This is a genomic window from Bacillus sp. FSL K6-2971 (genome assembly GCF_038006405.1).
GTDB classification, from domain to species: domain Bacteria; phylum Bacillota; class Bacilli; order Bacillales; family Bacillaceae; genus Bacillus; species Bacillus pumilus.
The window spans coordinates 180,341-193,022 of record NZ_JBBOVD010000001.1 but is presented as its reverse complement, the minus strand read 5'-3'; the positions used below and the strand labels follow the sequence as shown (position 1 = coordinate 193,022).

At 41.4% G+C, this 12,682-nt stretch carries 15 protein-coding genes, 2 tRNA genes and 2 rRNA genes; 4 read left to right on the top strand and 15 right to left on the bottom strand.

Annotated elements, in window-relative coordinates:
• Nucleotides 1–60: 60 nt before the first annotated feature.
• The 11 genes from MHI33_RS01125 to MHI33_RS01075 all read right to left on the bottom strand — a co-directional run bounded on the left by MHI33_RS01125 (nucleotide 61) and on the right by MHI33_RS01075 (nucleotide 6,272).
• The gene (locus MHI33_RS01125) at nucleotides 61–765 is read right to left on the bottom strand and encodes an MBL fold metallo-hydrolase (protein WP_268453810.1); all 705 of its coding nucleotides are present in this window, start codon (nucleotides 763–765) and stop codon (nucleotides 61–63) included.
• Nucleotides 762–1,685 (bottom strand): recombinase RecT, encoded by a 924-nt coding sequence (locus MHI33_RS01120; RefSeq protein WP_277687311.1) that lies wholly within the window; start codon nucleotides 1,683–1,685, stop codon nucleotides 762–764. The genes MHI33_RS01125 and MHI33_RS01120 overlap by 4 nt, the downstream gene beginning before the upstream one ends.
• Nucleotides 1,682–3,655: an AAA family ATPase gene (locus MHI33_RS01115; RefSeq protein ID WP_340908402.1), complete on the bottom strand. Its 1,974-nt coding sequence runs from the start codon at nucleotides 3,653–3,655 to the stop codon at nucleotides 1,682–1,684. The genes MHI33_RS01120 and MHI33_RS01115 overlap by 4 nt, the downstream gene beginning before the upstream one ends.
• Nucleotides 3,656–3,757: 102 nt before the next feature.
• Nucleotides 3,758–3,976: a YqaI family protein gene (locus MHI33_RS01110; RefSeq protein ID WP_340908400.1), complete on the bottom strand. Its 219-nt coding sequence runs from the start codon at nucleotides 3,974–3,976 to the stop codon at nucleotides 3,758–3,760.
• On the bottom strand, nucleotides 3,973–4,170 hold the full coding sequence (locus tag MHI33_RS01105) for a hypothetical protein (protein WP_340908399.1): 198 nt from the start codon (nucleotides 4,168–4,170) through the stop codon (nucleotides 3,973–3,975). The genes MHI33_RS01110 and MHI33_RS01105 overlap by 4 nt, the downstream gene beginning before the upstream one ends.
• Before the next feature lie 179 nt (nucleotides 4,171–4,349).
• Nucleotides 4,350–4,526, bottom strand: a complete 177-nt coding sequence (locus tag MHI33_RS01100; RefSeq protein ID WP_159159923.1) for a hypothetical protein — start codon at nucleotides 4,524–4,526, stop codon at nucleotides 4,350–4,352.
• On the bottom strand, nucleotides 4,527–4,802 hold the full coding sequence (locus MHI33_RS01095; RefSeq protein WP_340908393.1) for a hypothetical protein: 276 nt from the start codon (nucleotides 4,800–4,802) through the stop codon (nucleotides 4,527–4,529).
• A 1-nt stretch (nucleotide 4,803) separates the two neighbouring features.
• Nucleotides 4,804–5,061 (bottom strand): helix-turn-helix domain-containing protein, encoded by a 258-nt coding sequence (locus tag MHI33_RS01090; RefSeq protein WP_260856975.1) that lies wholly within the window; start codon nucleotides 5,059–5,061, stop codon nucleotides 4,804–4,806.
• 72 nt (nucleotides 5,062–5,133) lie between these two features.
• Nucleotides 5,134–5,697, bottom strand: a complete 564-nt coding sequence (locus MHI33_RS01085; protein ID WP_340908390.1) for a hypothetical protein — start codon at nucleotides 5,695–5,697, stop codon at nucleotides 5,134–5,136.
• A 118-nt stretch (nucleotides 5,698–5,815) separates the two neighbouring features.
• Entirely contained in the window at nucleotides 5,816–6,019 is a 204-nt protein-coding gene (locus MHI33_RS01080) for a helix-turn-helix domain-containing protein (RefSeq protein WP_144459767.1), read from the bottom strand.
• 31 nt (nucleotides 6,020–6,050) lie between these two features.
• Nucleotides 6,051–6,272, bottom strand: coding sequence for a helix-turn-helix transcriptional regulator (locus tag MHI33_RS01075; RefSeq protein ID WP_340908386.1), 222 nt, complete (start codon nucleotides 6,270–6,272; stop codon nucleotides 6,051–6,053).
• A 161-nt stretch (nucleotides 6,273–6,433) separates the two neighbouring features.
• Here MHI33_RS01075 and MHI33_RS01070 point away from each other — a divergent pair, with 161 nt between their 5' ends.
• The 4 genes from MHI33_RS01070 to MHI33_RS01055 all read left to right on the top strand — a co-directional run bounded on the left by MHI33_RS01070 (nucleotide 6,434) and on the right by MHI33_RS01055 (nucleotide 9,198).
• Nucleotides 6,434–6,757, top strand: coding sequence for a helix-turn-helix domain-containing protein (locus MHI33_RS01070; protein WP_144459765.1), 324 nt, complete (start codon nucleotides 6,434–6,436; stop codon nucleotides 6,755–6,757).
• Nucleotides 6,758–6,773: 16 nt separating this feature from the next.
• The gene (locus MHI33_RS01065) at nucleotides 6,774–7,415 is read left to right on the top strand and encodes a hypothetical protein (protein ID WP_340908380.1); all 642 of its coding nucleotides are present in this window, start codon (nucleotides 6,774–6,776) and stop codon (nucleotides 7,413–7,415) included.
• 75 nt (nucleotides 7,416–7,490) lie between these two features.
• Complete coding sequence (locus MHI33_RS01060) at nucleotides 7,491–8,012, top strand: ImmA/IrrE family metallo-endopeptidase (protein WP_340908378.1); 522 nt, start codon at nucleotides 7,491–7,493, stop codon at nucleotides 8,010–8,012.
• Nucleotides 8,005–9,198 carry a tyrosine-type recombinase/integrase gene (locus MHI33_RS01055; protein ID WP_340908376.1) on the top strand — a complete coding sequence of 398 codons (1,194 nt, stop codon included), beginning with the start codon at nucleotides 8,005–8,007 and terminating at the stop codon, nucleotides 9,196–9,198. Before MHI33_RS01060 ends, MHI33_RS01055 begins: the two co-directional genes overlap by 8 nt.
• Nucleotides 9,199–9,291: 93 nt before the next feature.
• Here MHI33_RS01055 and MHI33_RS01050 read toward each other — a convergent pair.
• The 4 genes from MHI33_RS01050 to MHI33_RS01035 form a co-directional block, all read right to left on the bottom strand.
• Nucleotides 9,292–9,364: transfer RNA gene (locus MHI33_RS01050), tRNA-Thr, on the bottom strand.
• 1 nt (nucleotide 9,365) lies between these two features.
• Nucleotides 9,366–9,440, bottom strand: a tRNA-Asn gene (locus MHI33_RS01045).
• Between the two features lie 42 nt (nucleotides 9,441–9,482).
• Nucleotides 9,483–9,598 (bottom strand): 5S ribosomal RNA (gene rrf / locus MHI33_RS01040).
• A 61-nt stretch (nucleotides 9,599–9,659) separates the two neighbouring features.
• Nucleotides 9,660–12,590, bottom strand: a 23S ribosomal RNA gene (locus MHI33_RS01035).
• Between the last annotated feature and the right edge of the window lie 92 nt (nucleotides 12,591–12,682).

Here is a 12,682-nt window from a genome sequence, read left to right as displayed (position 1 = left end):
GAGCGACTGATCTGGCCATCGTAATAAAACAATAGGGATAAGCTGTTTTAAAAAGCTCACTCATTTGGGAACATAGACAACCTTTCCTGTTTGTTTTGCTATTTCTTCTTTAAACAACCGTTCATCACTGTTTGTGTCAGATAAGTGCAGTAACCATATTTCTTGCACTTTTGACAAGTCGTTTGCTGCTAGGAATGTCTTTACATTCTCTAGGCTGAAATGCGACTGTATGAGCCGATTACGCATGCTTTTGTGAATGCTCCCATTCTCAATATTTGCATCAATGATCGCTTCAGAGTAATTGCATTCGACCATGATATGAGTGAGTCCAGGAAACTTATATTTGATGTAATAGGTGTCAGTAGCAAAGAGCAGCTTGTCACCGTCCTCATTAGCCAATAGGAAGCCATACGGCTCTGATACGTCGTGTTGAACATCAAAGGGCATAATTAGCCACGTGCCGATCCTAAACGTCTGTCGAGCTTTTACTAGATTAATTCTGTGGTGATTTTCCACTCCAAGAGCTTTTGCCGTTCCATGAGACATATAACAATCGATTCCTACACGCAATACATCTTTCAATGCCTTACAGTGATCACCATGTTCATGAGTAATTAGACAACCAGCGAAGCTCATATTGAAATCAAAAGCTCGTTGCATCACTTTAAAGGTGATACCACACTCCAAAAGGAGCGGGGTCTTACCATCAGTCACCCGATAGCAATTCCCCTTACTACTTGATGACACAGCGTTTATTTCAATCAAAATGGTGGTTCCTCATTCAATGCAGACGGCTTTTCATCATGTTCATTTGATGGTTGTGGCTCAGGTTCTTCACGTTGCTTTATTTCAGGTGGTTCTTGATGTTGCACTGGATCTTCTACCGGCTCCTTGAAATCCACATCAATAATTTCTGAGTTTGCATTCTCACTAATTTCTTTTTTCACTTCATCCGGAGTAACATCCACCCGCTCGTTGTCATACTCATTTTCAGTCGAGTTATTAATAGCTTGTACAAGTAGATCGCTGTCATCGCTTGTGTTTATATATCTTTTGGCAGCACGATTAATAACTGTTCTTTGGGCCATTTCCTGCGGAAACTTTTTCTGAACCGCACCACTTGTTTTCGATTGACTCCAAGCAGTTTCGATTTCTTTCTTTGTCATCGGGGTTAGTAACTCAATGTCATCAATGGTTTTTACAACTGCATAAGCTCCAATGATGTCTTTATCTCGGTTTTCAAGCTTCGTTTCATGTTTAATGAGTTTTTCTTGCCCTCCATCAATCTCATATTCAAAGACATCCCCTTCATAAATCACGTTTGACCATATATCCTTGACATTGGTCAAACGTTTCAGCACTGCTTGTGTGCCAAAATACGAGCGGTTCATCTGCAATTTATTCCCGTACACAATGAAATAACATTGAGTTTTTGCAGGGCTTAAACCTTGAACAACCATATCTAGCAAGGAATTGGCAATAGATTCTCTGGTGCAGACATCTAAAGCGGGCCTCCCTGATTTATCCTTCACTTCTTGAAGTTTAAAAAATGCACTCTTTAATGCATTGCTAGCATTATAGTTTGATGGCAGGACTAACCCTTCATCTTGTAATCTGCCTAGACTATTGTTCACATCATCTGTAATATTTTTTTGTAAGTGTGCCAATTGATTCTGGTTACTCATCTGTATCCTCCTGTAACGTCATCTTGATTCACAACTCGCAACTGCTTGTCTTGTTTAGAAACGATCAAGCTAATAACTTGAGCATTCACATCGATTAGATTCGTAACCGCCTCGCTGTTATCAACGAAGATCGGCGCAGAAATACCATAATGCTCATTTAACGTATTGATGATGTCTAAACCGACATTAATACGTGCCGCATTGTTTAGGCCTTTAGAGTAAGGCACACCTTCATACAGCGTTTCACAGGTCTCGGTTAACCCACCATTCACTTGCTCTTCAAAGAGCTTGAAGCGGGCATACTTGAATTTGCTGTTTATCCGTTCTTCCATAAGGCTCATCTTGGTTCTGATGAACTCTTCAATCAGGAATGACTGCTGTTCTACCTCGTTATAGTCATCAGCCATTTTACGTTCTTCTTCCTTTAGCTCCTCAATTCGATTGAGGGCTTTTTGAGCTTGATCGATGCGAGAAAGATCGTTGCGGATCAAGGTCATTTCCTGCTGTTTTTCCTTGATCTGTTCATTAATAGCTTGAACAGACCCGCTCGTTTCTTGCTCATCAGACTGGATCTCGTTATTGATCTTTTCGATCTCCTCGATCTTGGATATATACAATGGATTATCGGAAAGCGGAGCAATGGACGCTTCAGCTTGCTCCATATCTTCTTTCAGTTTTTCAACGGCTGCTGTCGTAAATTTCTCTTCCAAGATCAAAAGCTGAATCTTCTCATCAACCTCGTATAACTCGTTCTGCTTATTGTCATACTCAATTCCTAATTGCTTTCCCTTATCGACTATGCGCTCAAGGGAGACACTTTTTTGCAAATTGAATTTTTCAATAGCAGTTTGAATTTTTTCTTCCGGCAGTGGTTGTCCGCATGTTGGACAAGCAGTTTGATGATCCTCAAACGATTCTTCGTACTTTTTAGACCATTCTTCCCGCAACTCAACACGCTCTTTGTCTGTTTGAGACAAAAAGGATGTTAGGTGATCCTTTTTAGTTTTTAAACTGTCAAGGTTATGCTTGATTTGAGAAAGACTGTTTTTCGCTTTGTAGTAGGCTTCTTTTTTCTCATTCACTACCTGGAATCTTTCTGTGTCGTGGTCATTTTTTATTTGTTGCAGATCGCCTTCGAGCTGAAGCATACGTTTCTTACGATCTGCTCCTGCATCCACTCTGATAGAGTGGGCTTCCTTCTCCAGATCATCTATTGATGCCTGAAGCGCTTTTAAATCTTCTTTTTTCAATTGCTCCTGGTCTATATCCGTTACATCATCAATAGAGCGGTTAATTTCATCTATCCTAACCGGATATTGTTCCAAGAGTTTAGTGATCTTTTTACGTTTTTCAGCAAGTATGCTCTTTTGTTCATCAAGACTTCTTTCATCTAAGATCGATTGAAGTTTTGACAATGAATTGTTTTCTGAAATAACGTCCTCATCAGTCACAGCACCACCGATCTCCATGAGAACGTTTAGGCGATCCTGCCACTTCATTTGTTCATTGAAATAAGAAGGAGAAGTTATCAGTTTGAAAATGTCCTCAGAGATAATGTCATTGACCTTCTCAGTGAACTCTTTTTTCTTAACTGGCACGCCATTGACATAATAGTCAGTGGTATGGCCAGAAAAGACTTGCTTTGCTGATCCCCGTTTCTTGGTCCATTTCTCTGAATAGACCTTTTTCAATTCAACGGACTTTCCATTGATTAAGAGTGCAGCCGATACCTCATGATCAACGCCGCTTACCGCTTTGTTATCCTTTGAGAGTGTCTTGATCTCAAAGTCTTTTTTGTTTTGGCTGTCTTTATCAAAGAGCAGCCACATGAAAGCATCAAACAACGTTGTTTTGCCTGTAGCGTTACCACCATAGACCTTTGCACTTTCTCCACCTGTTTCAAGGGTGAATGATTTTACACCCTTGAAATTTGATAGATGGAGTTCTGCCAACCTGATATTTTTGGTCATGATATAACCTCCATTGATTTACAGTGCCAACCTGCTATAATAGAGGTTGACACGCTTATTCTATTTTTCTTTTAATTGGTTCACTTGCCGGAGTGAACCTTTTTATTTTGCATTCACAAAGGTAAAATCGAGTTGTTCCTTCAAGTAACGATTCAAATTATCCAGCAGAATCATTTCCCCAACATTCTCATCAACGACGTATTCATCATTAGAGAAGATCTCATCCCCGAAGTAGTCAGTTCCAACAACATCGACAACTTCAATGCCTTTTGGGTATCCAGTAGCATTTATCTGTGTAATCATTGGATGTTCAATGTTCATGCTATTACCCCTACCTTTCTTCGGATCGCATCGGCTTTGAGCTTTTTAAACTTCTCAAACGCCTCTTGATTAGGAAAATAGAAATGTGGACTTCCCTTATCATCCATGAGAATGGACCCATTAACTTTAGATAGTCTGACTTGATCACCAGTGTGATCACTGAATGGTTGAATAACCGCTTTTTCAAAAAACATAGTCCTCGTCCTCCTATGATTTATTGATGCTTATTCGCATCGTCCGACTGCGGATGGTGCATGATTTGAAGGGGATGGGGGGTGTGCATATATTCCATCCGCAAGCCGGACGACAAGAATAAAACTTGTCGTGCTCTTTAAAGAGCGATATAATAAATTCGATCATTTCAATATCCGATTTAAGCAGTGAGTGTAGGAGCTTGCTGCTTTTTTCTTTGTTCTAAACCTAAACGAGCTTTGACCTGCAATTCAGCTTTAGCCAATGCAATTTCGCCTTCCTCGCTGAATCGCTCATTACATACCTCAATGACTTCCTTTGCTTTCATTAACTTACTTGCCACAAATACAAATTTCATTTAAATCAATCCTTTCAATTTTGTTTTTAACGATTTCGAATATGTTACTGGTGTAATCTTTGCAGCTTCTTTCAATAGATGTACCTTAGATTGTTTTTCATACCGCTTGATTACTTTTAATGATTTAGCAATATCTTCGTGAAATACTAATGCTGTATCTGTATCACCATTCTCCAAAGCTTTCATCAATAGCTTTTGCAGCTCATCGATGCAAATCATTTCTCTTGTTATGCCCTTGTTATCAATGCTTTTAAAGATTGAATTTCGTTTCTTCATCTCATCCTCCGAATAGGGCCATTATGGCCGTAATTTGCTGTGTGACTGCCAGCGGGTCAATGCCGCATAATGTTGCAATCATTGCTTCTTTTGCGTTTGTGGCTTCCATCCATCTGACGTATGTAGGAACATCAAGCATCTTTTGATCATTCTCGATCTTTGAGATGCAACTCCTCGAGCGGCTAAGCATTTCCGCAAGTCTTTCTTGGGAAATGCCTGCTTGCAATCGCGCTTTACGAAGCACCACACCCAACTTCACAACCTCTCCACCCCCTTTCAAGGTTTATATGGATCATGTAATCAATTAAAGATGTTTTACCCTTTGAAGTGATTAGGCTCTTTCCGCTTTCTTTTTCAGGAAGAAAATAGCGTTAGGATTTGACCCGTATTTTTGCCGGAAAGCTTCACGCCCTTTTTCCTGAACTTCACGCGGAGACATCACAGGGGTGGTGGCTGCCGTATATGGGTCCCAACCTTTAACAGTCACACGGTTTTGCAAATTTTTATAACTAATACCGTTTGATTCAGCTAACTTGACAATATCCTCTGAGAATTTACGACGCTTGGTTCTTGGAGAAAGTTTACTCATTCTCTTAGCACGCTCATGTGTATCTATCTTTGGCGTTGTAGCAGCCTTTTCGCTATCCCATCCTATCCTCAATCTTCCAACGAAGATGGATCTTGAGACGCCATTTTTTTCAGCAATCTTTCCCCATTTACTCCATTCCACTCTGCCTCTTTCTCGGTCTTGAAACTTAACCGGCTTAGTTAATGCTCGTTGTTTACTCCAACCTTGTCGGCGTATTCGCCAGATGAGTGTATCCTTACATATGCCGTTTTCTTCGGCTTGCGCAAATTCTTCCGGTGTAATGTAAAAATCATATGGGTTATACATTTTTGTTTCTCCTTTCAGGAGTAATTATGAATATCTTTATAGCTTCAATGTTCCTATCTAGAACATGTTCCTATTTGGAACAGGCAATAAATAGAAGATGCTGTAAGCTATGAAGTGATTATGCTTCTTCTGCTTCCTGCGGTTGAACACTTTCATTGATTTGCTTGTTGATCCACTCATTCAGGGAATCAATCCGGAAGTAAATTTTCTTTCCTACTCGAAAGTGAGGGAGACGTTTTGTTCTACACATGATATAAACCGTTTCCTTATGAATTCCTAAGAACTTAGCTGCTTCAGATGGCGTTATTACTGTACGTTGCATAAAATAAACAACTCCTTTCACATGAATGAAACTATTGGTTTTCTATTTCATTAAAAAAAATAGTCCATTTCAACCCTAAAACAGGGGCAATTTTCTTTGCAACATTTGGTGAAGGTCTACGATCACCTCTTTCAATAGCTCCATAATATTGAGGTGTTATAGAAGCTCCAGATAACTCGACAACTTTTTGATGAGTTAGTTGTTGTTTTTTCCTAGCTTCCTTTAGGATAACTGATACTTTGTTCTCTTTCATATTAACAACTCCTTTTTTGAAACAAATTGTTTCATGTAACTCTATGATAAATAAAACAAATTGTTTCGTCAACTCTTATTTAGAATCAATTTGTTTCTTTTTGTTTACGAAACAATTTGTTTCTTTATAATGTACATTATTAAGGTGGTGAGAGGCTCTTTATGATTTCCTTTGGTGACAGATTAAGAAAAGCTCGTATTAAAAAAAAATATACTCAAAATGACATGGCTCAATTTTTAGGCATGACAAGTCAAGGTTATGGAAAATACGAAACAGGAAAATCTGACCCTGATGTGGATACACTAGTGAAACTAAGCACACTCTTAGATGTCTCGTTAGATTACCTCATTAAAGGAGTTGAAACTGATTACATTGATGACCTCTTAAAAGACCCTGAAACTTTGTTGGCTGGTCGTGATGGAAATATTACAAAAGAAGAAGCAAAAAAACTTCTCACTTGGTTAATGGAACAAGATTTAAAGTGAACTTTAGGGGGAAATTATGATCAATAGCAAAAGACTAGTATTCCTATTTATAATTTGTTTAATATTCCTCAGTGCATGTAGCAATAAAAATACCGCTACTACTGAAGAATCTAACAAAGACAAAAAAAAAGAAACAAAGCAAGAAGAATATGTTGACGGTCCTTTGACAAAAGTAGGTCAAAAGAAAAAAGGTGAAGATGGCCAACTATATGAATTAAAGAAAATTAAAGTTGTTGATCAATCGACTGACCTTAATCCTTTAACAGTAACTATTCAAGACGTAAAAATTTTAAGTATAACTAACATTTCGAATGATCTTCTTGAATCTTATCAAGATGGGATTAAGTTGAAATTGAAAGACCCTATCAATTACATACAAATTTCTTATACTGCAGAGAACAAAGGGAAAATTGATTTACTGTGGCCACAAATATCACATATAATTTTGAATACAAAAGAACAAGTCAACGTTAAGGAGAATAACATTGTCGAATCAGGAGAATGGGATCTGTTTGCGGGAGCTAAAAAAAACATAACTCAAGGAATTATCTTTGAGAGCAATCCGAAAGATATAAAGGAAATCACTTTTGTACTAAATGATTCCATTGGCAATGGAGCAGTTGTCACACCTAAAAAGAAAGTTAAAGTGACTTTCTAAATAGATACTCATAGCGAGTATTTATTTTTTTGAAACAAAACAGAACATATATTCTCACCATGTGGAGTGACTAACTTGAATTACACGTATTCCGCTTTAGAACTAGAAATAAAAGAGCTTTATGGTCAATTACAGATATATGACATGCAACCATTAAATATTGAAAATGTAGCTAAGCACTTTGATATTTCCCTTATATACAAACCAATTGAATCAAAGGCATTTAGTATTCGCAACAGGAAAGCAATTTTCATAGACGAAAGGAAAGACTCGCTTCAACAAAGAGAAGATTTTTGTCATGAACTTTGCCATATTTTAAAGCACACAGGGACTCAAAATCATGCTCATTATCTCTTTAAACAGATGCAGGAGAACCAGGCTAATGCATTTATGTACCACTTTGCGATTCCGAGTTTCATCCTAAATAAGATAGATATACCTAATTCAATATATGAAGCTGTACCTTATATATCTAGTAATTTTGGAGTTTCTTATGAATTTGCTCATCAAAGGCTAGATATGTTTTTACGAAATGTTATTTCAAATCCGAAGTATTATTTTCAGAAGCAATATGAAGGGGCTGTAGATTATGCCTAATATAGAGAAAAGAGGAAACAAATCATTTAGACTAACTGTAGAAGTTGGAACACCAGGAAAACGAAAAGTTGAACGCAAAACGATAAGGGTTGAAGATAGTAATCTTTTGAAAAAAACTAAGAAATTAAGAGAATATTTAGAGGCTGAGTGGTACACATTCAAGAATGAGATTGAAGCTGGCCTATACATTAAGCCCCAATTAAGGACATTTAGAATGTTTCTCAATGATTGGGAAGAAAAATACGGTGTCAAGTCATTAGATGTAAGCACTCTTGAAACATATGATTATATAGTAAACAAAGAAATTCTCGAATTTTTTGGAGACATGGAGCTCGAAAAGGTACAGCCAATTCATATTCTAAATTTTCTTGATGACTATACTAAAAAGAATCCAGATGCATCAAGTTCCAGTGTACATGCTCGATATAGAATTTTAAGAGATATTTTTGGTAAAGCATCTGATTGGAAATTAATTAATGAAAATCCTGTAGCTGCAATAAAAAGACCAAAAGTAACATATAAAGAATATGATATTTATAACGAGGAAGAGATTAAATCAATTTTTAAATTGTTAGATCAGGAAGCTTCATTACATCATAGGGTAGCGATAAAATTTGCTTTCACTGGTGGCTTTAGACGAGGAGAATTACTTGCAATAGATGAAAATGACCTCATATTTGATACAAACGAAGTGAGAGTAGACGAGAGTTTACAATACACGAAAAAATATGGTTATCGCTTTAAGTCACCAAAGAGTAAATCCTATAGGACAATTACATTGCCAGCTGAGGTAATGAAAGAGGCTTATCTATTATTGAAAGAGGTGAAGAAAAATAAGTTGATGCTAGGTGAACTTTGGGAAGGGTGGCCTGAAGATAAAGACAAACTACTGCTTTTTAGTGGAGATCGTGGCAAACCTCTTTATCCAACATCATTAAATACGTGGTGGGATCGATTTGTAAAAAGGCACGATATTAAAAAAATACGATTGCATGATATGCGTCATACTCATGCTACAATGTTAATTAACCAAATTGGAAAAATACCTGGCTTTAATATTAAGTCTGTATCTCAACGTTTAGGGCATGCAAATGTAAAAACCACGCTTGAAACTTACACGCATGCATTCAAAGAAGCAGACACTTTGGTTGCAGATGCAATTTCAAATCTATTGCAAGCTAAGTGATCCGATCCCAATTCGATCCCAAGCAATTAAAAAAGGACATAAAAAAAGCCTTCTCATCATCGAGAAACCTTGTCAGATCAACATTTAGAGGAAAGCTTCCAAGCGGGCTCGAACCGCTGACCTCTTCCTTACCATGGAAGTGCTCTACCTACTGAGCTATGGAAGCATGGCTCCGCAGGTAGGACTCGAACCTACGACCGATCGGTTAACAGCCGATAGCTCTACCACTGAGCTACTGCGGAATGATAAAGTAACTTCTTCCATTGGAAGGATATAAACAAAAAGCTTGGCGGCGTCCTACTCTCACAGGGGGAGACCCCCAACTACCATCGGCGCTGAAGAGCTTAACTTCCGTGTTCGGTATGGGAACGGGTGTGACCTCTTCGCTATCGCCACCAAACCTGATGGAGAGAATGTTCTCTCAAAACTAGATAACAATGTTCAAGCTTCACATTAGAATATAGGTTAAGTCCTCGATCTATTAGTATCTGTCAGCTCCACGTGTCACCACGCTTCCACCTCAGACCTATCAACCTGATCATCTTTCAGGGATCTTACTTCCTTGCGGAATGGGAAATCTCATCTTGAGGGGGGCTTCATGCTTAGATGCTTTCAGCACTTATCCCGTCCGCACATAGCTACCCAGCGATGCCCTTGGCAGAACAACTGGTACACCAGCGGTGCGTCCATCCCGGTCCTCTCGTACTAAGGACAGCTCCTCTCAAATTTCCTGCGCCCGCGACGGATAGGGACCGAACTGTCTCACGACGTTCTGAACCCAGCTCGCGTACCGCTTTAATGGGCGAACAGCCCAACCCTTGGGACCGACTACAGCCCCAGGATGCGATGAGCCGACATCGAGGTGCCAAACCTCCCCGTCGATGTGGACTCTTGGGGGAGATAAGCCTGTTATCCCCGGGGTAGCTTTTATCCGTTGAGCGATGGCCCTTCCATGCGGAACCACCGGATCACTAAGCCCGACTTTCGTCCCTGCTCGACTTGTAGGTCTCGCAGTCAAGCTCCCTTGTGCCTTTACACTCTGCGAATGATTTCCAACCATTCTGAGGGAACCTTTGGGCGCCTCCGTTACATTTTAGGAGGCGACCGCCCCAGTCAAACTGCCCACCTGACACTGTCTCCCTGCCCGATAAGGGCAGCGGGTTAGAAGGTCAATACAGCCAGGGTAGTATCCCACCGATGCCTCCACCGAAGCTAGCGCTCCGGTTTCCAAGGCTCCTACCTATCCTGTACAAGCTGTACCAACATTCAATATCAGGCTGCAGTAAAGCTCCACGGGGTCTTTCCGTCCTGTCGCGGGTAACCTGCATCTTCACAGGTACTATAATTTCACCGAGTCTCTCGTTGAGACAGTGCCCAGATCGTTGCGCCTTTCGTGCGGGTCGGAACTTACCCGACAAGGAATTTCGCTACCTTAGGACCGTTATAGTTACGGCCGCCGTTTACTGGGGCTTCAATTCGCACCTTCGCTTACGCTAAGCGCTCCTCTTAACCTTCCAGCACCGGGCAGGCGTCAGCCCCTATACTTCGCCTTACGGCTTCGCAGAGACCTGTGTTTTTGCTAAACAGTCGCCTGGGCCTATTCACTGCGGCTTCTCGGGGCTTTAACACCCTAAGAAGCACCCCTTCTCCCGAAGTTACGGGGTCATTTTGCCGAGTTCCTTAACGAGAGTTCTCTCGATCACCTTAGGATTCTCTCCTCGCCTACCTGTGTCGGTTTGCGGTACGGGCACCTCTCACCTCGCTAGAGGCTTTTCTTGGCAGTGTGGAATCAGGAACTTCGCTACTAAATTTCGCTCGCCATCACAGCTCAGCCTTTACGGGAAACGGATTTGCCTATTTCCCAGCCTAACTGCTTGGACGCGGATATCCAATACCGCGCTTACCCTATCCTCCTGCGTCCCCCCATTGCTCAAATGGTGAGGAGGTGGTACAGGAATATCAACCTGTTGTCCATCGCCTACGCCTTTCGGCCTCGGCTTAGGTCCCGACTAACCCTGAGCGGACGAGCCTTCCTCAGGAAACCTTAGGCATTCGGTGGACGGGATTCTCACCCGTCTTTCGCTACTCATACCGGCATTCTCACTTCTAAGCGCTCCACCAGTCCTTCCGGTCTGACTTCACAGCACTTAGAACGCTCTCCTACCACTGTTCGTAAGAACAGTCCGCAGCTTCGGTGATACGTTTAGCCCCGGTACATTTTCGGCGCAGAGTCACTCGACCAGTGAGCTATTACGCACTCTTTAAATGGTGGCTGCTTCTAAGCCAACATCCTGGTTGTCTAAGCAACTCCACATCCTTTTCCACTTAACGTATACTTTGGGACCTTAGCTGGCGGTCTGGGCTGTTTCCCTTTCGACTACGGATCTTATCACTCGCAGTCTGACTCCCAAGGATAAGTCATCGGCATTCGGAGTTTGACTGAATTCGGTAACCCGGTAGGGGCCCCTAGTCCAATCAGTGCTCTACCTCCGAGACTCTTACCTTGAGGCTAGCCCTAAAGCTATTTCGGAGAGAACCAGCTATCTCCAGGTTCGATTGGCATTTCACCCCTACCCACACCTCATCCCCGCACTTTTCAACGTGCGTGGGTTCGGGCCTCCATTCAGTGTTACCTGAACTTCACCCTGGACATGGGTAGATCACCTGGTTTCGGGTCTACGACCACGTACTCATGCGCCCTATTCAGACTCGCTTTCGCTGCGGCTCCGCATCTTCTGCTTAACCTTGCACGGGATCGTAACTCGCCGGTTCATTCTACAAAAGGCACGCCATCACCCTTTAACGGGCTCTGACTACTTGTAGGCACACGGTTTCAGGATCTATTTCACTCCCCTTCCGGGGTGCTTTTCACCTTTCCCTCACGGTACTGGTTCACTATCGGTCACTAGGGAGTATTTAGCCTTGGGAGATGGTCCTCCCGGATTCCGACGGAATTTCACGTGTTCCGCCGTACTCAGGATCCACTCTGGAGAGAACAACATTTCAGTTACAGGGCTGTTACCTTCTTTGGCGGGCCTTTCCAGACCTCTTCGCTTATATCGTTCCTTTGTAACTCCGTATAGAGTGTCCTACAACCCCAAGAGGCAAGCCTCTTGGTTTGGGCTGTTCCCGTTTCGCTCGCCGCTACTCAGGGAATCGCATTTGCTTTCTCTTCCTCCGGGTACTTAGATGTTTCAGTTCCCCGGGTATGCCTTCTCATACTCTATGTATTCAAGTATGGATACTACTCCATTACGAGCAGTGGGTTTCCCCATTCGGAAATCTCCGGATCAAAGCTTGCTTACAGCTCCCCGAAGCATATCGGTGTTCGTCCCGTCCTTCATCGGCTCCTAGTGCCAAGGCATCCACCGTGCGCCCTTTCTAACTTAACCATTTCTTACTTTAGAAAGAATCACTATGTGTGATGAACTTTGCATTGCATTCAATGTGAATGTATTACTTATTGTTATCTAGTTTTCAAAGA